The sequence below is a fragment of the Roseateles sp. genome (assembly GCF_039929605.1).
In the GTDB taxonomy this organism is placed as follows: Bacteria; Pseudomonadota; Gammaproteobacteria; order Burkholderiales; family Burkholderiaceae_C; genus Pelomonas.
Genome location: NZ_JBDSQX010000201.1, coordinates 20,828 through 40,586, shown reverse-complemented (window position 1 = coordinate 40,586; position 19,759 = coordinate 20,828). Strand labels below are relative to the sequence as shown.

Genomic DNA, 19,759 nt, shown 5'->3' with positions numbered 1-19,759 from the left:
AGCATTGGCATCGCGCACGTGACGCATACCATCCACGACTTGGACAAGCGCACCTGATAGCCCCACGAACACTCAGCCGCGCCTGGCGCGGCGGCATCCTGACCTCATCTTGAGCCGCAAGCCCTCGTCCTCCCTGTTCGCTGCCCTGGCGCTTGGCGCCAGCATCGGCCTGCTGGTGCCGGCCCTCATCGTGGGCGGGCTCTTCATCGGGCTGCGGGAGTCGACGGTGACCGAGCAGGCGCTGCAGCGCGACATCGACGCCAAGCTCGACGTGCTGGCCAGCAGCCTGCCTGAGCTGCTCTGGAACCTCGACGCGGTGGCCGCGCGCGAAGTCGTGTCGGCCATCGTCAAATCGCCCGAGGTGGTGCGCGTCAGCATCAGCGACGCGTCGCAGGGCCTGCCCTTTATCGAGAACCACCTGCCCGAGCGGCGGCTGGGCAAGACGCTGACCGGCGAGCGCGACATCCTGCGCGGCGCCACGCGCATCGGCCACATCCAGATCGAGATCGACGATCACCTCAGCACCGCCGCCCTGCTGCGCCAGCGCTGGCTCTACGGCGCGACGGTGGGCGGCCAGTTGCTGGTGTCGCTGGCGCTGGTGCTGTGGCTGCTGAACTCACGGCTCTTCCGCCCGCTGCGCGTGCTGGGCGGCTTTGCCAACGACCTGGCCCAGGGCCGCTTCAACGCCAAGCTGGAGCACACCCGGCAGGACGAGATCGGCCAGCTCGGCGGCCACCTGGAGCACATGCGCGACGCGCTGCAGCAGCAGTTCGACGCGCAGCGCGCCCTCATCGAGCGGCTGCGCGGCATGGCCGAGACGGTGCCCGGCGTCGTCTTCCAGCTGCGCCTGGCGGTAAACGGCGAGTTCTCGTTCGCCTACGTCAGCGAGGCGGTGCGCGAGTACTTCCCCGTCGGCAGCGCCGAACTGAGCCGCAGCGCCGCGCCTTGGTTCGAGCGCATCAACCCCGACGACCGCGCCGCCGTGCGCGAGAGCCTGCTGGCGTCGGCGCGCTCCCTGAGCCCCTGGCAGCAGGAGTTCCGCACGCCCCAGCCCGACGGCGCCGAGCGCTGGATCTATGGCAACGCCATCCCGCAGCGCGAGGCCGACGGCGGCATGCTGTGGCACGGTTTCCTGACCGACATCTCGCGCCAGCGCCGCGACGCGCTGGAGCTGGAGCGCTACCGCCACCACCTGGAGGAACTCGTCGAGGCGCGCACCGCCGAGCTGGCCGAGGCCTCGCAGGCCGCGCAGGCGGCGAGCCTGGCCAAGAGCGCCTTCCTGGCCAACATGAGCCACGAGATCCGCACGCCGATGAACGCCATCATCGGCCTGACCTACCTGGCCCAGAGCGACGCCGTCGAGCCCGTGCAGCAGCAGCGCCTGCAGAAGGTGGCCAACGCGGCGGAGCACCTGCTCAGCGTCATCAACAACGTGCTCGACTTCTCCAAGATCGAGGCCGGCAAGGTACAGCTGGAGCAGCGGCCCTTCACCGTCGACGAGGTGCTGGACAACATCGCCAACATGACGACGCAGGCCGCCGCCGCCAAGCGGCTGCGTGTGGAGACCGACATCGCGCCGGAGCTCTCCGGCCGCGTGCTGCTGGGCGACCCGCAGCGCATCGCCGAGGTGCTGCTCAACTTCGCCGGTAACGCCGTCAAGTTCACCGAGACCGGCTTCGTGCGCCTGGCCGTGCGGTTGGACGGCGAGCCGACCGCCGCAAATACCGGCACATCGCTGCCGCTGCGCTTCGAGGTGCAGGACAGCGGCATCGGCATCGCGGCCGAAGCGCAGCCCCGGCTCTTCCGCGACTTCGAACAGGCCGACAGTTCCACCACGCGCCGCTACGGTGGCACGGGCCTGGGCCTGGCGATCTGCCGCCGCCTGGCGCAGTTGATGGGCGGCCGTGTGGGCGTGGACAGCGAGCTCGGCAGCGGCAGCTGCTTCTGGTTCGCGTTGACCGTCGACGCCCCGGCCCGGGCGCTGGCGGCGCCGGCCATCCAGGCGCGGCCGCATTCGGTGCGCGAGCGCCTGGCCGAGCTGGCGCGCAGCCAGCCCCTGCGCATCCTGCTGGCCGAGGACAACGCGGTGAACCAGGAAGTCGCAGTGGCCCTGCTCGGCAGCGCCGGCCTCACGGTGGACGTGGCCGCAGACGGCCAGCAGGCCGTCGACATGATGCGGGCCGGCGACTACGCCCTCGTGCTGATGGACGTGCAGATGCCCGTCATGGACGGCCTGGATGCCACCCGCGCCATCCGCCGCCTGCCCCAGGGTGCGGAGTTGCCCATCCTGGCCATGACGGCCAATGCCTTCGACGAGGAGCGCCAGCGCTGCCTGGATGCCGGCATGGACGACCACGTCGCCAAGCCCGTCGTCGCCGAGCAGCTGTTCGCGACGCTGTATGACTGGCTGTCGGGAACACGCACGACCGCCAAGGGTCGCAGCTGAGATACCGGCGGCGCGGCTTCGGGCCGAGCGCCGGACCGCTCCCAAGCCGGCCCGCATGGCAATGCTTGCGGCTCAACGCCGCAAGCATCGCCGTCCCTTTGGGGGACCGGCTAAGGTACTCCTTGGACGAGGGGCCTCAACTTACTGAGATTCTTTGATCAGCCGGCCCGACCCGGCCTGCAGCGGCCGCGCGTTCATCGGGTACAGCCGCGAGAACACGCCGATCTGCTGGGCCGTCAGCGGCACCGGCTGGCGCAGCACCATCCACAGCACGCCCTCGCTGCAGGGCGGCGTCGTCATGGAACCCATGTAGGTGGCGTAACCGCGCTCGGCGGGCAGCAGTTGGCTTAGGTCGATCTGCGCCTGGGCCTGCAGGGCCTCGCCCTTTTCCAGTGGTAGGTTGGCCCAGACGGTCTGCAGCAGCGGCTGGGCCTTGTTGTCGGCGCCGCGCTCAAGCAGCACGGCGACGATGGCCTGGCGGCCCTGGCTGTCCTTGTGCACGAGGTGGGCCGACATGTCGAACTGCTTGCCGTTCAGGCGCTCCTCGCTGGGCCGGTGGAAGTGGAACTCCACCAGTTCGTAGCGCCGGCCCATGACCGTGATGCCATTGCCGGGTGCCACGTTGACCTGCACGGTGTGGCCATCGTCCAGCACCGAGAAGGCGCTGGGGCGGTAGTCGAAGGCGATCGGCGCCAGATCGACGGCGATGGCATCGCGGATGTCGATAGGGCTCTGGCGCGTGCCGACGCCGCAGGTTTTGTTCTCAGGCGCCAGGCTGGCCCAGTGCTCGGCGCCGAGGTCGCCCGCATAGCCCCATGGCACCGGCTTGGGGGTAGCGCCTGCCTTCGCCGGCTTGGCGGCCGCCTTGGATGCCGCATGAGGTGGAGGCTTGGCCGTGGCAGCGCCTTCGACCTTGGTGGACAGGCGCTCTGCCAGCCGCTGGCGCAGCAACTCGACGGGCTCCTTGCCGTCCTGCGCCTGCGCGGCGAGCGCAAGCAGGCAGGCCGAAACGGTCAGATGCTTTTTGATGCTCATCTTGAGATTTCGGCCGTCTTAGCCCGGTCTTGAGCCTGCGCTCAGTTGGCGATTGAGCGCCTGACGCCGTACCAGGCCACAAGGCCCACACCCATCAGCGCAGCCGATGTGACGGCCAGGGCGACGGTGGAGTGCATGACCAGGGGCACGAGCACGCCGGCCACGAGGCCGTTGGCTGCGGAGCCGATGCAGGCCTGCAGCGACGAGGCCATGCCGCGGCGCTCGGGCACCTGGTCCAGCACGAGCAGCGTGACGACCGGCACCATCAGCGCCCAGCCGAACGAGAACAGGCCGATCAACGGCAGCGCCCACCAAGCGCTCAGCGGCACGAACAGGTTGAGCGCGACGTTGACGATCGACACCGCCACCATGATGCGAAAGCCCCGCATGATCTGGCGCTGCGGCGACATCTTGCCGGCCAGCCGGCCGCTCAGCGCGGCGCCGGCCATGATGCCGCCGATGGTGCACATGAAGAACCAGAAGAACTGCGTCGGCGCGAACTGCAGGTGCTCGCCCAGGAACACCGGCGTGGCCAGCACGTAGAGGAACATGCCGTTGAACGGGATGCCGCTGGCCAGCACCAGCATCAGGAACTTGGGGCTGCTGCACAGCCGTCGGTACTCGCGCATCAACGCCGGCACATCGAAGGGCTGCGTCAGGTTCGTGTGCAGCGTCTCGGGCAGCAGCCGCCAGTTGGCCACGAACAGCGCCGCGCCGACGAAGGTCAGGAACCAGAAGATCGAGTGCCAGTCGGCGTGCACGAACAGGAAGCCGCCGACGATGGGCGCGATGGCCGGCGCGACACCGAAGAACAGCGTCACCTGGGACATGACGCGCTGCGCGTCTGCCGGCGGGAACATGTCACGGATGATGGCCCGCGACACGACGATGCCGGCGCCGGCCGACATGCCCTGCACCGTGCGCCAGAACACCAGCTGGCCGACCGAGCCGGCGAGCGCACAGCCGACGCTGGCCACCGTGAACACGCCCAGGCCGATCAGCACCACGGGCCGGCGGCCGAAGCAGTCCGACAACGCGCCGTGGAAAAGGTTCATGACGGCGAACCCGAACAGGTAGGCCGACAGCGTCTGCTGCATCTGCACCGGCGTCGCATCCAGCGCCGCAGCGATGCCCGAGAAGGCGGGCAGATACGTGTCGATGGAGAAGGGCCCGACCATGGCCAAACAGGCCAACAGCACGGACAGTGCCCAGCGAGGCGCGCGCCAGAGGCGACTGGCTTCAGGATTCATCGGGGCGGTCGGGTAGACGAGCGGAGCCGCAGGTTGCGGCAGGCGGCCAGTGTATCGACGCCTCTGCGTCGACCGCGTCGCGGGGTTGACGCCGTTCGCGTCACTGGGTGTCGGTAAAAGTGTGAAGCAAGCCGATAGGCCGGATTCTGTGCGCCGCCCTCCCCTAACGGGTTAGGCCACGTGACCGCCATTCCTCTGGGCCGGGACTCACGCCCCGGCTCGGTGCCACCTACCCGCCAGCTCTGCGAGCCGCATCAACGCTGGCCTACTTGGTGTTGCTGCGCGTAGAGATTGCCCGTTGCACCCAACCCCGCAGGCTGCGCCTGCGGTCCCGCAAGGCTTGCGCCCTGCACGTTTGATTGACTCGTCTCTGTTGCTCTGATCCTCGGCTTTCGCCGGGCAGCCGTTAGCTGCTACGCCGCTCTATGCAGTCCGGACCTTCCTCCAGGGCCATGTTTCCATGCTTGCCCCAGCGGCGGTCTGGCTTGCTTCACGGGCGGCAGTATCGCAGCAGGCATCCGGCTTGCCTCGGCCACCATCAACCAGGAGCCCCCGAGATGACTTCACCCGTGAGAACCGGCCAGGCGCAGACGATGGGTCGCCAGGAATTCGGCGAGCGTTTCCGCCAGCGCTTCGTCGACCCTGCCTACGACGCGGAGCGCGATGCGCTGGTACGGCTGGAGCAGATCGCCTGGGAGGCCTTCGACGAGGGCCGCAAGGCGCCCATCACCGTCAAGGCCGGCGCGAGCTTTGCCGACCCCGACTACGACCTGTCTCGCGAATGGCGCGACCTGCACCTGCGGCTCAAGGACGCCCAGGCGGCGTGGGCCGACCCGGCGACGCCGGCGCGCGTGCTCATCATCAACGCCTCGCCACGCAACGACGGCACCTGCCCCGGCGAGATGTCCAAGACCTGGCGCATGACGCAGATCGCCCGCACCGCCTGCGAAGCCGAGGGCATGACCGTCGACGTGCTGGACCTGAGCCGCGTCACGTCCGACTACGACCGTCACATCCATCCCTGCAAGGGCTGCGTGTCGACCGCCATGCCGCTGTGCCACTGGCCCTGCAGTTGCTACCCTAACCACGCCAGTGGGCAGACCAACGACTGGATGGCCGAGATCTACGAGCAATGGGTGCGCGCCCACGGCGTGCTGCTGCTGACGCCCGTGCACTGGTATCAGGTGACGAGCCCGCTGAAGCTGATGATGGACCGCCTCGTCTGCGCCGACGGCGGCAACCCCGACCCGACCACCACACAGGGCAAGAAGGCCGAGCTGGCGCGCGAGCTGGAGCTGAAGGGCTGGGACTATCCCAAGCACCTGGCCGGCCGCGTCTACGGCGTCGTCGTGCATGGCGACGTGGCGGGCATCGAGGGCACACGCCGCGCGCTGTCGGACTGGCTGGACTGGATGGGCCTGCTGGACGCCGGCTTCGGCGCAAGGCTGGACCGCTACATCGGCTACTACGAGCCCTACGCGACCAGCCACGACGCGCTGGACGCCGACACCGATGTGCAGGACGAGGTGAAGCGCGCCGCCCGCGCCGTGGCGCTCAGCGTCGGCCTGATGCGCAGCGGCCGCATGAAGCATGGCGATGAGAGCCTGCCCAAGCCGCGCACCAAGTAGGCTGGCACACTGCCCGGCACCGAACCCACCGGAGCTCTCCATGAAAGCCGCCAGCATCCTCGACACCATCGGCAACACGCCTCACATCCGCCTGCAGCGCCTGTTCGCGGGCCAAGAGGTTTGGGTCAAGTCCGAGCGCAGCAACCCGGGCGGGTCGATCAAGGACCGCATCGCGCTGTCGATGGTGGAAGACGCCGAGGCGCAAGGCCTGCTCAAGCCCGGCGGCACCATCATCGAGCCGACCTCGGGCAACACCGGCGTGGGCCTGGCCATGGTGGCGGCGGTCAAGGGCTACAAGCTCATCCTCGTCATGCCCGACAGCATGAGCGTGGAGCGGCGCCGGCTGATGCTGGCCTATGGCGCCAGCTTCGACCTGACGCCGCGCGAGAAGGGCATGAAGGGCGCCATCGCCCGTGCCCGCGAACTGCTGGAGCAGCACCCGGGCTCCTGGATGCCGCAGCAGTTCGAGAACGCGGCCAACCCGGCCATCCACGCGAAGACGACGGCGCAGGAGATCCTGCGCGACTTTCCCGATGGCCTTGACGCGCTGATCACCGGCGTCGGCACCGGCGGCCACATCACCGGCTGCGCTCAGGTGTTGAAGGCCGCGTGGCCGCAACTCAAGGTCTATGCGGTGGAGCCGACGGCCTCGCCGGTCATCAGCGGCGGCCAGCCCAGCCCGCATCCCATCCAGGGCATCGGCGCGGGCTTCATCCCGGCGGTGCTGGACACGGCGCTGCTGGACGGCGTCATCCTCGTCGAGGCCGAGGCGGCGCGGGAATACGCCCGCCGCTGCGCCCGCGAGGAAGGCCTGCTGGTGGGCATCTCCAGCGGCGCGACGTTGGCGGCCATCGCGCAGAAGCTGCCCGAGCTGCCTGCGAACGCGCGGGTGCTGGGCTTCAACTACGACACGGGCGAGCGCTACCTGTCCGTGGACGGCTTCCTGCCCCAGGCCTGAAGTGAACCGCCCCTCGCCCAACCTCGCGTCGCTGAACGCGAGCGAGTCTGGTCGGTCCCCCGGGGGGACGACGCTGCTCGCGGCATTGAGCCGCTAGTAGCGTCAGGCGGTCCGGCTTGGGAGCGGCCCGGCGCTCGGCCCGAATACCCCGACTTCATGCATCGCGGGTGCCGCAAATGCGGAATGGATAGCTGAGAGGGTGAGGCTTACTCGCCGGCCTCTTCCGCGTCGACGCCCTCGTTGTCCTTGCGCGCCTGCTTCGCCAGTTCGGCCTTCAGCGGCTTCAGCGACTCGATGAGGTCTTCCGGCGGCTTGGGCGAGGCCAGGCGCAGCGCCGGGGGCGGCAGGCTGGAGAGGTAGGGCGGGCCGAAGACGTATTGCTGCTCCTGGCGGCCGCCGATCTGCAGGCCCAGGCCCAGCAGCAGCAGGGCCGCGATGCCGATGTTCAGCGTGCGCTGCGCGCCCGGCCAGACGAGGCGGGCATGCCAGGCAACGAGCGCCGCACCGGCCAGCGGAAAGACCAGGCCGTCGAGCGCCATCAACCTTGGCCATGACAGCGAATAGGCCACGGCAGGCAGCAGCCATTCCAGCACCTGCAGCGCCACGGTGACGAGCAGCACGCGGCGCAGATGCGTCGTGAACGGGAAGCGGTGCTGGAAGATCTGGCTGGCCAGCGACCACAGCCCCGCCCAGCCGAGCACGAAGGCCAGCGGCCCGAGCAGCGGGGCGGCGTAGTCGACCCAGCGCGCGTCGGGGTCGGAGTCGCTCCACCGGTCCACCCACTGGAAGAACAGCATGGCGAGGATCAACGCCGGCAGCAGCGCCCAGTGGCGCACCGGGGTCAGGACGAGGGTCTGTTCGGGCGCGAGTGCGTCGGCGCTGGTGCGCAGGCGCAGCGAGTTGCCAGCGAGCTGGAAGGCGCCGCCGGTGGGCAACGCGGCCTCTTCACCCGCGCCCAGGCGCAGGCCGGCGACGGAGCCGCCGTTGCGCGTGTCCAGCAGCCTGAGCACGACGCGGCCCTCGGCGCCGGCATGCAGCTCGGCATGCTCGGCGGCGACGTGCGCGTCGTCCAGCACGATGTCGCAGGCCGGCGAGCGGCCGATGCGCACCGGCCACTGTGTCACGCGCTGCACAAGCGCGACACGGCCGTCGCGGCCCAGCAGTTCGACGACGGCGGCGGCGGGCGGGGATGAGGTCGTCGCGAGCGGCATCACTTGGCTTTGCTGTTCGTCCACGCGAAGCCCTCCAGGTAGTGCGCGGCGAGTTTGAGCGCGTTGTCGAAGCTGACGCCACGGGCATCGAAGCGGCCCAGGGCGCCTTGCGTAGAAGAGTCCACCGTCGTCACGAGGACGCTGAGGTCATGCAGGCCTTCGAGCTTGCGGTAGGCGCGCAGGCAGACCACGGCGCGTAGCGGCAGGCCATTTCGGTCGACGAACTGCTCCTTGCAGTGGGCCGCGGTGCGGGACTTATCCGACCCGCCCAGGCGTTCGTTGCGGAAGCTCTTGGAGTACTGGCGCGCAAAGCGCAGCGCGCCGAGTTTGGTGCCGTCATAGGCCTCGTGCGACATGTCCAGCCAACCGGTTTGCAAGTTGCCGCCGACGAAGAGGGCGTGGTCCATGCGGCATTGCGAGCGCTCGAATTCCAGGCCCTTGGTGTCGGCCGGCGTGCTGCTGCCCCAGCAGCGCATGAAGTCCTGCTTGGGCACCGGCAGGCGGTAGCGGGCGTTGTTGGCGCTCTCCCATGGGGTGCTCAAGAAGCGGGTGACGAGCTCGTCCTGGTAGCGCGTGAGCTGGTCGCGCAGCCGGCTCCAGGCCGCCGTGTGGATGGGCTTGGCGTCGAGGCTACGCTTGACGATGGCCTCGGCGAACTGGCCGGGCACGAGGAAGCTGACCTGTTGCGCGAACAGCATTGTCGACACGTTGACGCCGACGACGAGGCCGTCTTCGTCCAGCACCGGGCCGCCACTCATGCCGGGGTTGATGCCGCCGGCGTAGTAGATGAGCGGGTCGAAGCTGCGCTCCACCAGGCCGTTGTAGTTGCCCTCGACGACGGCGAAGGCGACGTCGTGCGGGTTGCCCATGGAGTAGATGCGCTCGCCCTTGGCCAGCGGCTGGCTTTGCGGGCGGAAGGCCAAGGCGCCATGCCCTTTCAGGCCACCGCCCTTGCCGTCGTCCACCGCGCGCAGCAGCGCCAGGTCGCGGCGGGCGTCGAAGTCCAGCAGTTCCAGCGCGCCGCTCTGGCCGTCCGTCGTCGCGTAGCGCAGCCGGTAGCTGTCGGGCTCCAGTGCAAATTGGCTGATGACGTGATAGTTGGTGAGGACGTGGCCGTCGTCGCTGACGAGGAAGCCCGAGCCGACCGAGGCCTGGCTGTCCTGCGTCTTGAGCAGCGTGCGGATCTGCAGCAGTTGGCCCTTGCTGCGCTCGTACAGGCGCCGCGCACTGGCCGACACGGCAGGCGGCGCGGCCGGCGGCGCCGGCACAGCGCTCGCGGGTGCCGCAGCAGCGGGCGGCGGCGACTGCGCGCCGGCAACACAGGCCAGGCCCGCAAGGGCGAGGCTTGAGAACAGTTTCAAACAGAACTTCATCGACAAACGACACCTCCCGGGGTGGGCGCCGATGCTAGCCGCTTTGCGCGCGGGGCCCGGTCGTCAGCCCGGAATGGCCGTGACGCAATCGGCAGGCGGCGCGCAGGCCCCGGGTCAGCCGTGGCCGAAGCGCACCTGGTTCGGTTGCTTGGCCGGCTGCAGCTGGAAGGCTTGCGGGTGCTTGCGGAACAGCTTGGTCGACGGTGCCGTCTTGGGCAGCAGGCCGGCCTCCTTCAGCGCCTTGGCGGCGGCACCGAGGTCATGCCATTGGCCGTCGGCCAGCTTGGGCAGCAGGGCCAGGATGGCGTTGATCTCGCGGGCGGCGGCAACGTTCGCGTCCACGGGCGTGGGGGCGGCGGCTGGCTTGGGCGCTGGGACCGGCTTCGGCGCTGCGACCGGCGCCAGCACCGGTGCAGCGGCGAACTTCGGAGTCGGCACCGCAGCCGGCTTGGCCGCAGGCGGCGCGGGCGTTTGATTTGCCTTGGGTTCGGGCAGCGCCGCCCTGGGCGCCGGGGCCTTCTTGGCGGCGGGCCTGCGGGCCGCAGCCTTCCTGGCCGGCTCGCGCTTGGGCGCAGACGACTTGCCGCTGTCATGCGCCAGTTCATTGAACTGGTCGTAAATCTGGATGACGCCCTCGCCCGTCTTGCCGTGCTGGCCAAAGCCGCGCAGCCAAGCGCCCTTCTCGCGCAGCCTCAGCACCAGCGGTGCGAAGTCGCTGTCCGACGACACCAGCACGATGACGTCGGGCTTCTCGGTGATGGCCAGGTCCATCGCATCGACGGCCATGGCGATGTCGGTCGAGTTCTTGCCGATGGCCAGGTTGACGATGGCGCGCAGGCCCAGGCGCTTCAGGAAGCCCTGGTGGTTCTGCGCCTGCTCGGCATTGCAATAGGCGCGGCGAATGTGGACAGCTTCGTAGTCCTTGAACGCCATCTGCAGGGCCTGCTCGATGACGTCGGTGGCGACGTTGTCGAAGTCGACGAGGAAGGCAACTTTCTTCATCAGATCAATTTCCAGTTCAAGGTCTCGCCGCCACGCAGCGGCTTCAGTTGCGCCTCGCCGAAGGGCACGGCGCTGGGCAGTGTCCAGGGCTCGCGCTTCAACGTGACGGTACCGGTGTTGCGCGGCAGGCCGTAGAAGTCGGGGCCGTGGTGGCCGGCGAAGGCGTCGAGCTTGTCCAGCGCGCCCATGCCTTCGAAGGCCTCGGCGTACAGCTCCAGCGCCGAGATGGCCGTGAAGCAGCCGGCGCCGCAGACCGAGTTCTCCTTCAACTGCGCCGCGTGGGGCGCGCTGTCGGTGCCGAGGAAGAACTTAGACGAGCCCGACGCCACCGCCTTCAGCAGCGCCTGGCGATGCTCCTCGCGCTTGAGCACCGGCAGGCAGTAGTAGTGAGGGCGCAGGCCGCCGGTGAAGATCGCGTTGCGGTTGTAGAGCAGGTGCTGCGGCGTGACGGTGGCGGCGGTGAAGCGGTCGGCCTGGGTCACGTACTCGGCGGCTTCCTTGGTGGTGATGTGCTCGAACACGACCTTGAGCTCCGGCATGGCCGCACGCAGCGGCTGCATGACGCGGTCCACGAACACGGCCTCGCGGTCGAAGACGTCGATGTCGCCATCGGTCACCTCGCCGTGCACCAGCAGCAGCAGGCCCTCGCGCTGCATGGCTTCCAGCGCGGCGTAGGTCTTGCGGATGTCGGTGACGCCGGCATCGCTGTTGGTCGTGGCGCCGGCCGGGTAGAGCTTGAGCGCGACGACGCCGGCATCCTTGGCGCGCTTGATCTCGTCGACCGGCGTGTTGTCGGTGAGATAGAGCGTCATCAGCGGCTGAAAGTCCTTGCCTGGCCCCTCCTTGGGAAGGGCGGCCAGGATGCGCTCGCGATAGGCCACGGCCTGTGCGGCGGTCGTCACCGGCGGGCGCAGGTTGGGCATGACGATGGCCCGCGCGAACTGACGCGCCGTGTAGGGCAGCACGCTGGCCAGCGCCACCTCGTCGCGCAGGTGCAAGTGCCAGTCGTCGGGCCGAGTGAGGGTGAGGATGTCGGTCATGGGGCGCGATTGTCGTTCGCTCGATGGCGGACGGATCGCAAGGCCATGCCTTCGTGGGCTGTGGACGCGCGTATAAACCGACCGCCCTCAACTCTCGGAGATGCCATGGCTCGCCCTGCACTCATGCTCGCCACGATCACCGCCGCTGCGCTGCTTGCCGCCTGCGCCACCACGGAGCCGCTGGGCCCCTTGGCCAAGGAGACGATCTACGCGGTGACGACGACCAACCAGCTCGTGCAGTTCAACGCCGGCCAGCCGCAGAAGACGCTGTCCACGAAAGCGCTGACGGGCCTGAGCGCCGGCGACACGCTGCTGGGCATCGACTACCGCGTCGCCAAGGGCCAGCTCTTCGGCCTGGGCGCCAGTGGTCAGCTCTACCGCATCGACACCAAGACCGGCGCCGTCAGTGCCGTCGGCACGGCCGTCGGCCTGCCCATCGGCGCAACCGAATGGGGTTTCGACTTCAATCCGACGGTGGATCGCATCCGCCTCGTCAGCGACAGCGGCTTCAACATGCGCCTGCATCCCGACACGGGTGCCATTGTCGATACCGAGCCCAACACGCCCGGCCTGCAGATGGACGGCCGGCTCGTGTTCGACGCCAGCGACGTGAATGCCAGCAAGGCAGCCAGCATCGTCGCGGCCGGCTACACCTACAACAAGGGCAACGACAAGCTCACCACCAACTACGCGCTGGACGGCCGCCAGGGCGTGCTGGTGCACCAGGGCAGCAAGGAAGGCGTGCAGCCCGTCGTATCGCCCAACACGGGCAAGCTCTACACGGTCGGCTCGCTCGGCGTGGGTTCGTTCGAGAAGGCGACGTTGGACATTTCGGACGTGTCCAACGCGGCCTATTCGGCGATCACGACCGGCGGCAAGTCGATCTGGTACCGCATCGACCTGGCCACCGGCAAGGCGACGCGCATCGGCACCGTGGCCGCCGGGCCGGTCGTCGGTGCGGCTATCGAACCCTGAATGAAGAAGGCCCGCGAGCGGGGCCTTCTGACTTGTCGAGTGACTGCCGTGGAACCGGCTTTGCCGGGCCACCGGCAGTGCCCCCTTGAGGGCGCGCGCGCAGCGCGTAGGCGGTGGGTCAGTGTTGCAGGATCTTCGCGAGGAAATCCTTGGCCCGCGGCGAGCGGTCTTCGGGCTTGCTGAAGAAGTCGCCGCTGCTGCAGTCCTCAATGATCTTGCCCGCGTCCATGAAGATGACGCGGTTGCTGACGCGCTTGGCAAAGCCCATCTCGTGGGTCACGCACATCATGGTCATGCCCTCCTGCGCGAGCTGCACCATCACGTCCAGCACTTCGCCCACCATCTCGGGGTCGAGCGCCGAGGTGGGTTCGTCGAACAGCATGACGATGGGGTCCATCGACAGCGCCCGCGCAATGGCCACGCGCTGCTGCTGGCCGCCAGAGAGCTGGCCGGGGAACTTGTCCTTGTGCGCGGACAGACCCACGCGTTCCAGCATCTTCAGCCCGCGCGTCTTGGCATCGTCCGCCGAGCGGCCCAGCACCTTGATCTGGGCAATGGTCAGGTTCTCGGTCACCGACAGATGCGGGAACAGCTCGAAGTGCTGGAACACCATGCCCACGCGCGAGCGCAGCTTGGGCAGGTTGGTCTTGGGGTCGGCGATGGAGATACCGTCGACGACGATGTCGCCCTTCTGGAACGGCTCCAGCGCATTGACGGTCTTGATCAGCGTCGACTTGCCCGAGCCCGAGGGCCCGCAGACGACGACGACCTCGCCCTTCTTGATGGAGGTGGTGCAGTCGGTCAGCACCTGGAAGCTGCCGTACCACTTGGAGATGTTCTTGATGTCGATCATGGTGGACTCGATGCTTATCGAATGATGGCGATCTTCTTCTGCAGTCGGCGCACGAGTTGCGACAGGCCGAAGCAGATGACGAAATAGACGACGGCGGCGACGAGATAGGTTTCAACCGGGCGGTTGAAGTTCTTGCCCGCGACCTCGAAGCCCTTCAGCAGGTCGTACTCGCCCACCGCATAGACCAGCGAGGTGTCCTGGAACAGGATGATGGTCTGCGTCAACAGCACCGGCAGCATGTTGCGGAAGGCCTGCGGCAAGACGACGAAACGCATCGTCTGGCCGTAGTTCATGCCGACCGCATAACCCGCGTTCACCTGCCCCTTGGACACCGACTGGATGCCGGCACGCATGATCTCGGAGTAGTAGGTCGCCTCGAACAGCGTGAAGGTGATGAAGGCCGACATCTGCCCGCCCAGCGGCCCAAGCAGCTTGGGGATGAGCAGGAAGAACCACAGGATCACCATCACCAGTGGGATGGAGCGCAGCGTGTCGACGTAGAAGGCCGCCGGCGTCGACAGCCACTTGTGGCTGGACAGCCGCATCATCGCCAGCAGCGTGCCGAGGATGATGCCGCCGATCATGGACACCAGCGTCAGTTGGATGGAGAACCAGAAGCCCTTGGCGACGAAGCTCTGGATGACCGCCCAGTTCAGGAAGGAATAGTCGAGATTGAGCATCACTTGGCTCCTGACTGGCCAGGGATGCGCACGCGCGCCTCGATGAACTTGGCGATGCGGTTGATCGCAAATGCCGAGATGAAATAGAGCGCCGTGACGGGGATGAAAATCTCCTCGAAATGAGACGTCTCCTCGGACGCCTGCTGCGCGAACTGCGCCAGCTCCGGGATGCTGACCGCGAAGGCCACCGCCGAGTTCTTGACGATGTTCATGCTCTCGCTCGTCAGCGGCGGGATGACGATGCGGAACGCCATCGGCAGCAACACGAAGCGATAGGTCTGCGGCAGCGTCATGCCCACGGCCTGGCCGGCATAGCGCTGGCCGGTCGGCAAGGTCTTGATGCCGGCCTTGACCTGCTCGCCGATACGCGCGCTCGTGAAGAAGCCCAAAGCGAAGACGATCAGCACCGACGCCGGCAGCGCCTCACGCAACGCCGGGAACAGCGACGGCAGCACGTGGTACCAGAGAAAGACCTGCACCAGCAGCGGGATGTTGCGGAACAACTCCGTCCACGCCTCCCCGAAGCGCACCAGCCATTTGTTGGGCGCGGTTCGGATGATGCCGATCAGCGAGCCCACCACCAGCGCCAGCACCAGCGCCAGCACCGAGACGCTCAGCGTCCAGCCCCAGGCGCCCAACATCCATTGCAGATAGGTCTGCTCCTTGCCACCCGGGCCGAAGCAGCCGGCGACGGCCTCTCCGGTGGCGGTGTCATTGCAGTAGAACTGCCAGTCCCAACTCATGACCTCTCCTCAAGACTTCATCATGTTCCGTAGGGAACAAAGCAAAGCGGGTGCCAGGCACCCGCTTTGCGGTCGGTCAGATCAACGCGCGCGTCACTTCTTCGCGGCGTAGTCTTCCATCGGCTTGTCGTTCGGATTGGCCCAGGCGTCCTTGGTCGCAGGCGACAGCGCTAGGCCGATCTTGGTGTTGGTCGGCGGGATGGGCTGCAGGAACCACTTGTCGTAGGTCTTTGCCAGGTCGCCCGACTTGATCTGCGCCTTGATGCTGTCGTCCAGCGCCTTCTTGAAAGCCGGGTCGTCCTTGCGGATCATGATGGCGATCGGCTCGACATTCAGCACCTCGCCGACGATCTTGAAATCCGCCGGGTTCTTGGACGTCGCGATGTTCTTGGCCAGGATGGAGCCGTCCATGACGAAGGCATCGGCACGACCGGAGTCCAGCAGCAGGAAGCTGTCGGCGTGGTCCTTGCCGAACACTTCCTTGAAGTCCACGTTGGCGGCGCGCTCATGCTTGCGCAAGGTCTGCACCGAGGTGGTGCCGGTCGTCGTGGCCACCGTCTTGCCGCTGAGCTGGTTGATGCCGGTAATGCCCGAGTTGGCCTTCACGGCGATGCGCACTTCCTCGACATAGGTCGTCACGCCGAAGGCGACGTCCTTCTGGCGCGCGACGTTGTTCGTCGTCGAGCCGCATTCCAGGTCGATGGTGCCATTGACCGTCAGCGGGATGCGGTTGGCCGAGGTGACGGGCTGGTACTTCGTTTCGAGCTTGCGGCCGAGCTGCTTTTCCAGATCGGCGATGAAACGGGTGCAGACGTCGATGTGATAACCGACGTACTTGCCGTCACCGATGGTGTACGAGAGGCCCGAGGACTCGCGAACACCCATCGTGATGACGCCGCTGTCCTTGACCTTCTTCAGCGTGTCTTCGGCATGCACGGCGGTAGCGCCGGCCAGCAAGGCTGCGACGAGCAAAACTTTCTTCATGGAGACTCCAACGACAGGTAGTGAATATCAATAACAACCCTGAGCAGACCACGCCGTGCACTCAGCCCGAATACGGGTTTTCACGATCCATGCACAGCTGCAATAACCTCATGCCGCCGACGCAAGATAGTCCCACAAGGCCTGAGCTGCCGGTTTCTGCCGGCGCGACGCCTCGGGCCGCTCGCGGTAGATGCGCAGTTCCATGCTGACGCTGAATGTTCCCGGCGCCGCAGCCGGCACCAGACGGCCGCCCGCCAGCTCCTTCTGCACCGAGCTGGCGGGCAGGAAAGCCAGCCCATGCCCTTCGACCGCCATCGCCTTCAGGCCCTCAGCCATGTCGGTCTCGTAGATCGCGTCCAGGTTCAGCGCGCAGTCCGCCTGCTTGACGATGAGCTCGACGATGCGGCCCAGGTAGGCGCCGGCCGCATAGCTCAGGAAAGGGATCTTCTGCCCCGGCCGGCCGGGCAAGCGGAACATCGGCTCACCCTGGGCGTCGGCCCTGGCGTAGGGCGACAGGGTCTCGTGGCCGAGCGAGGCCGTCTGATAACGCTCGGGATCGAGCTGCAAGGGCTGGCTGGCGTGGTGATAGACCAGCAGCAGGTCGCAGTTGCCTTCGCTGAGCTGCAGCATCGCGTCATGCACGTTGGCCGCATTCAGCCGGCATTTGATCGCGCCGAAACCGCGACGCAAGCTCATCAGCCAGTGCGGGAAGAAGCTGAACGCCAGCGAATGCGGCACGGCGAACTCGATCATGTCCTGGTCGGCCGCCTGATGGCTGCGCAACATATTGCGCGTGGCCTGCAGATTGCCCAGCACATCCACGGCCTGGGCCAGCAGTGTTGCACCGGCGGCCGTCAGCCGCGTCGGGTAAGACGAGCGATCCACCAGATCGACCCCGGCCCAGGCCTCCAGCGCCTGAATCCGGCGCGAAAACGCCGGCTGAGTCACGTGACGCAGCTGGGCGGAGCGGGAAAAGCTGCGCGTCTCGGCCAGGCTGACGAAGTCTTCAAGCCATTTGGTTTCCACCCGGCGCAGTGTAGCCATGGCCTATGCCCCCCCTAAACCAGGTTCTGGAAGGCACTTTCCCCCTCAACTGAAGGGGCGCCGTGCCGCTCAGGGGAGGACGGGGTTGTTTACAGTCCAGATCACAAACCCAATTCGAAAACCACGGACGGATAACCCCATGCGCGCAACGAGCAAACTTTTGGCCCTGGCCTTGACGGCAGCGCTGCAACCGGCGATCGCCGACGTGGTCCTGAGTTTCGAGGACATCAAGAAAAGCGCTGATCCAGCCGATACCGGCATAGTCCAGTTGCTGGACCGCTACAAGGACAGCGGCGTCCGGTTCACTGGCGATGCCTGGGGCGTCGTCTCCTCTGAAGACGCGTGCAATAACGGGTTCGGAAACTTCTTCCATGACGGCGGCTGCACCGCCTTGCTGCTCGGCAAACAACCTGGCGGCGCGGCGAGCCCGACGGCGAGCTTCACGCTCAATTTCGCTGCGGGCTTCATCGGCGGTTCTTCGCTGAACTACGCCGGCCTGCCGCGCACTACCGGCAGCATCTCGTTGTTCAGCGACTTGGACGGCATCGGTAAGCTTGCCGCCTTTGACGTCAAAGACCTGCAACTGTCGGGCTGTTCCGTCGACCCGGCCTTCAGTCTGTGCGACTGGAACAACCTGGTCCTGGGTTTCAGCGGCGTTGCACGCTCCATGGTCATCACCGGCACTGACCAGGCCCTGATGCTTGACGACCTGAGCCTCAAGCAGGCGGCTACGGCGCCCGGCAGCCTGCCGGAACCCGCCAGCCTTGTGCTCGCCTTCAGCGCACTGGGCGCCCTGGCCTGGGCCCGCAAGCGCGCCGCGCGCTGAATTTAAAGGGCTACCTTGCCCATCAAAAACGACCGCCTCGGCGGTCGTTTTCATTGGCGCTGCGCTATTTCTTCTTCTGCGTCTTCTGCGGATAGATCGTCTCGCCGCGCTTGAGCATGTCGACGAAGGCCTCGATCTTGCGTTTGCGGCCGGCTTGCGTCTTCAGGTTGTGGACGCGGAACGCCAGCGCGAAGCGGTTTTGCTCGGTGAGACCGGCCAGCATTTGCTTCGCCTTCGGCTCGGCGTCGATGGCGGCCTGCAGGTCGACGGGGATCTTCATGTCCTGGCCGCTGCCGTAGGCGCGCGCCCAGCGCCCGTCGGCCTTGGCGGCCTCGACTTCCCGCAGACCGTGAGGCGTCATGCGGCCCTCCTTGATCAACCGTTCGACATTGGCGATGTTGATCTGGCTCCAGATGCTGCGGCTGCGGCGCGGCGTGTAGCGCTGCATGAAGCTGCTCTCGTTCAGCCCCTTGCGAATGCCATCGATCCAGCCCCAGCAGAGCACGACGTCGATGCCCTGCTTGGCCGTGATCGACGCGAGGCCCGAGCCGACCTTGTGGATCTTGACCCACACTTCGTCGCGCTTGTCGTGCTGCTCCGCGAGCCAGTCATAAAAGCCTTGCGCGCTGCGGAACTCGCACACGCTTACCGGGTTGATGGCGGTCGGGGCCACGGGCTACCTTGCATCCGCATTGACGATGGCGTCAGTCTATTCAGCTCCCGTAGCGCAGCAGTTGGAATACCGCGATGGCCGCCACGAGCCGCGTGGCCGCGCGCCGCTGGCCGCGCTGATCTACGACGGCCTCAAGCCGGCGCAGTTGCCTCGACGACATCCGCCCAGACGCGAAAGCTCTTCAGCTCGTTGGGGCCGAAGGTGCTCGACAGCGCGACATCGCTGGCATCGCGGCCACGCGCGATCAGCACACGGCCGACGCGCGGCACGTTGTTGCGCGCGTCGAAGGTGTACCAGCGGTCGCCGAGATAGGCCTCGAACCAGCCCGCGAAATCCATCGTCCCGTAGGGCGGGGACGTACCGTAGTCGCCGAGGTAGCCGGTGCAGTAGCGCGCCGGGATGTTCATGCAGCGGCAGAAGGCGATAGCCAGGTGCGCATAGTCGCGGCAGACGCCCTGCCCTTCCTTGTAGGCCTCCCAGGCGGTGCGCGTGCGGCGTGCATGCGGGTAGCCGAACTCGATGTGCCGGTGCACGAAATCGCAGATCGCCTGCACACGGCCCCAGCCCGTCGGGCCGTTGCTGAACAGCTTCCAGGCAATCTCGGAGAGTTGGTCGGTCTCGCAGTAGCGGCTGCCCAGCAGATAGACCAGGGTCGACTCGGGCAGCAGCTCGACCGGTATCTGGCAGGCCGACGGCACGACGACGTCGGCCGCGCCGCTGTCGTTGACGATGGCATCGGTGCTGAGCGAGAAGCGGCCCGCCGGGGCAACCAGCCGGCTGCACCAGTTGCCGAACAGGTCGCGGTAGGCGGTCACCGGCACCGAGGGGCTGGTGACCAGATGGTCGGGCCGCACCAGGTCCGACGCGCGGGAGTAGTGGATGCTCAGCTGCAGGATCATCGGCGTCGGTTGCTCGCACTCATGAACCATCTCGAATCCGACGCGGAACTGCATGCTTACCCCTTGGTCAAAGGCCAAGAGTGCCTGATTCCGGCGTCTCCGTCTGTTCGATCTCGCCGACAGCCTGCCGCTCCCGCGC

General features: G+C 67.2%; 18 protein-coding genes and 1 other RNA gene. 5 read left to right on the top strand and 14 right to left on the bottom strand.

The annotated features are described in order from the left end of the window. Positions 1-109: 109 nt before the first annotated feature. Positions 110-2,446 (top strand): response regulator, encoded by a 2,337-nt coding sequence (locus tag ABIS05_RS27125; protein WP_348009116.1) that lies wholly within the window; start codon positions 110-112, stop codon positions 2,444-2,446. Between the two features lie 141 nt (positions 2,447-2,587). Here the strand turns inward: ABIS05_RS27125 and ABIS05_RS27120 are convergent, their stop codons facing one another. The 3 genes from ABIS05_RS27120 to rnpB all read right to left on the bottom strand — a co-directional run bounded on the left by ABIS05_RS27120 (position 2,588) and on the right by rnpB (position 5,223). Beyond that, positions 2,588-3,481, bottom strand: coding sequence for a carbonic anhydrase family protein (locus ABIS05_RS27120; RefSeq protein ID WP_348009115.1), 894 nt, complete (start codon positions 3,479-3,481; stop codon positions 2,588-2,590). Positions 3,482-3,522: 41 nt separating this feature from the next. Continuing rightward, positions 3,523-4,731 (bottom strand): multidrug effflux MFS transporter, encoded by a 1,209-nt coding sequence (locus ABIS05_RS27115; protein ID WP_348009114.1) that lies wholly within the window; start codon positions 4,729-4,731, stop codon positions 3,523-3,525. A gap of 119 nt (positions 4,732-4,850) precedes the next feature. Beyond that, an RNA gene (rnpB, locus tag ABIS05_RS27110) (RNase P RNA component class A) lies at positions 4,851-5,223 on the bottom strand. Between the two features lie 65 nt (positions 5,224-5,288). Between rnpB and ABIS05_RS27105 the strand changes: the two genes are divergently transcribed. Together ABIS05_RS27105 and cysK are read left to right on the top strand one after the other, a co-directional pair. Then, positions 5,289-6,359: a flavodoxin family protein gene (locus ABIS05_RS27105; protein ID WP_348009113.1), complete on the top strand. Its 1,071-nt coding sequence runs from the start codon at positions 5,289-5,291 to the stop codon at positions 6,357-6,359. 40 nt (positions 6,360-6,399) lie between these two features. Beyond that, positions 6,400-7,317 (top strand): cysteine synthase A, encoded by a 918-nt coding sequence (gene cysK, locus ABIS05_RS27100; RefSeq protein WP_348009112.1) that lies wholly within the window; start codon positions 6,400-6,402, stop codon positions 7,315-7,317. A 206-nt stretch (positions 7,318-7,523) separates the two neighbouring features. Here cysK and ABIS05_RS27095 read toward each other — a convergent pair whose 3' ends face one another. The 4 genes from ABIS05_RS27095 to pyrC form a co-directional block, all read right to left on the bottom strand. Continuing rightward, on the bottom strand, positions 7,524-8,552 hold the full coding sequence (locus tag ABIS05_RS27095; protein ID WP_348009111.1) for an FHA domain-containing protein: 1,029 nt from the start codon (positions 8,550-8,552) through the stop codon (positions 7,524-7,526). Continuing rightward, positions 8,528-9,889 carry a serine protease gene (locus ABIS05_RS27090; protein WP_348009110.1) on the bottom strand — a complete coding sequence of 454 codons (1,362 nt, stop codon included), beginning with the start codon at positions 9,887-9,889 and terminating at the stop codon, positions 8,528-8,530. Before ABIS05_RS27090 ends, ABIS05_RS27095 begins: the two co-directional genes overlap by 25 nt. 126 nt (positions 9,890-10,015) lie before the next feature. Continuing rightward, positions 10,016-10,903 (bottom strand): NYN domain-containing protein, encoded by an 888-nt coding sequence (locus ABIS05_RS27085; protein WP_348009109.1) that lies wholly within the window; start codon positions 10,901-10,903, stop codon positions 10,016-10,018. Then, positions 10,903-11,943: a dihydroorotase gene (pyrC, locus tag ABIS05_RS27080; protein WP_348009108.1), complete on the bottom strand. Its 1,041-nt coding sequence runs from the start codon at positions 11,941-11,943 to the stop codon at positions 10,903-10,905. The genes ABIS05_RS27085 and pyrC overlap by 1 nt, the downstream gene beginning before the upstream one ends. A 105-nt stretch (positions 11,944-12,048) precedes the next feature. On the opposite strand from pyrC, the gene ABIS05_RS27075 reads away from it, so the two are divergent. Next, a complete protein-coding gene (locus ABIS05_RS27075) occupies positions 12,049-12,918 on the top strand; it encodes a DUF4394 domain-containing protein (RefSeq protein WP_348009107.1) in 870 nt (289 codons plus the stop codon). A gap of 118 nt (positions 12,919-13,036) precedes the next feature. Here ABIS05_RS27075 and ABIS05_RS27070 read toward each other — a convergent pair whose 3' ends face one another. The 5 genes from ABIS05_RS27070 to ABIS05_RS27050 all read right to left on the bottom strand — a co-directional run bounded on the left by ABIS05_RS27070 (position 13,037) and on the right by ABIS05_RS27050 (position 17,204). Further along, entirely contained in the window at positions 13,037-13,771 is a 735-nt protein-coding gene (locus tag ABIS05_RS27070; protein ID WP_348009106.1) for an amino acid ABC transporter ATP-binding protein, read from the bottom strand. Positions 13,772-13,785: 14 nt separating this feature from the next. After that, the gene (locus ABIS05_RS27065; RefSeq protein ID WP_348009105.1) at positions 13,786-14,451 is read right to left on the bottom strand and encodes an amino acid ABC transporter permease; all 666 of its coding nucleotides are present in this window, start codon (positions 14,449-14,451) and stop codon (positions 13,786-13,788) included. Further along, entirely contained in the window at positions 14,451-15,194 is a 744-nt protein-coding gene (locus ABIS05_RS27060) for an amino acid ABC transporter permease (RefSeq protein ID WP_348009104.1), read from the bottom strand. The genes ABIS05_RS27065 and ABIS05_RS27060 overlap by 1 nt, the downstream gene beginning before the upstream one ends. A gap of 93 nt (positions 15,195-15,287) precedes the next feature. Further along, positions 15,288-16,178 carry an amino acid ABC transporter substrate-binding protein gene (locus ABIS05_RS27055; protein WP_348009103.1) on the bottom strand — a complete coding sequence of 297 codons (891 nt, stop codon included), beginning with the start codon at positions 16,176-16,178 and terminating at the stop codon, positions 15,288-15,290. A gap of 108 nt (positions 16,179-16,286) precedes the next feature. After that, entirely contained in the window at positions 16,287-17,204 is a 918-nt protein-coding gene (locus ABIS05_RS27050) for a LysR substrate-binding domain-containing protein (RefSeq protein ID WP_348009102.1), read from the bottom strand. Positions 17,205-17,361: 157 nt separating this feature from the next. On the opposite strand from ABIS05_RS27050, the gene ABIS05_RS27045 reads away from it, so the two are divergent. After that, positions 17,362-18,048, top strand: a complete 687-nt coding sequence (locus tag ABIS05_RS27045) for a hypothetical protein (RefSeq protein ID WP_348009101.1) — start codon at positions 17,362-17,364, stop codon at positions 18,046-18,048. A 64-nt stretch (positions 18,049-18,112) separates the two neighbouring features. Here ABIS05_RS27045 and ABIS05_RS27040 read toward each other — a convergent pair whose 3' ends face one another. Then, on the bottom strand, positions 18,113-18,721 hold the full coding sequence (locus ABIS05_RS27040; RefSeq protein ID WP_348009100.1) for a YdeI/OmpD-associated family protein: 609 nt from the start codon (positions 18,719-18,721) through the stop codon (positions 18,113-18,115). Positions 18,722-18,852: 131 nt separating this feature from the next. Further along, positions 18,853-19,674: a transglutaminase family protein gene (locus ABIS05_RS27035; RefSeq protein WP_348009099.1), complete on the bottom strand. Its 822-nt coding sequence runs from the start codon at positions 19,672-19,674 to the stop codon at positions 18,853-18,855. Between the last annotated feature and the right edge of the window lie 85 nt (positions 19,675-19,759).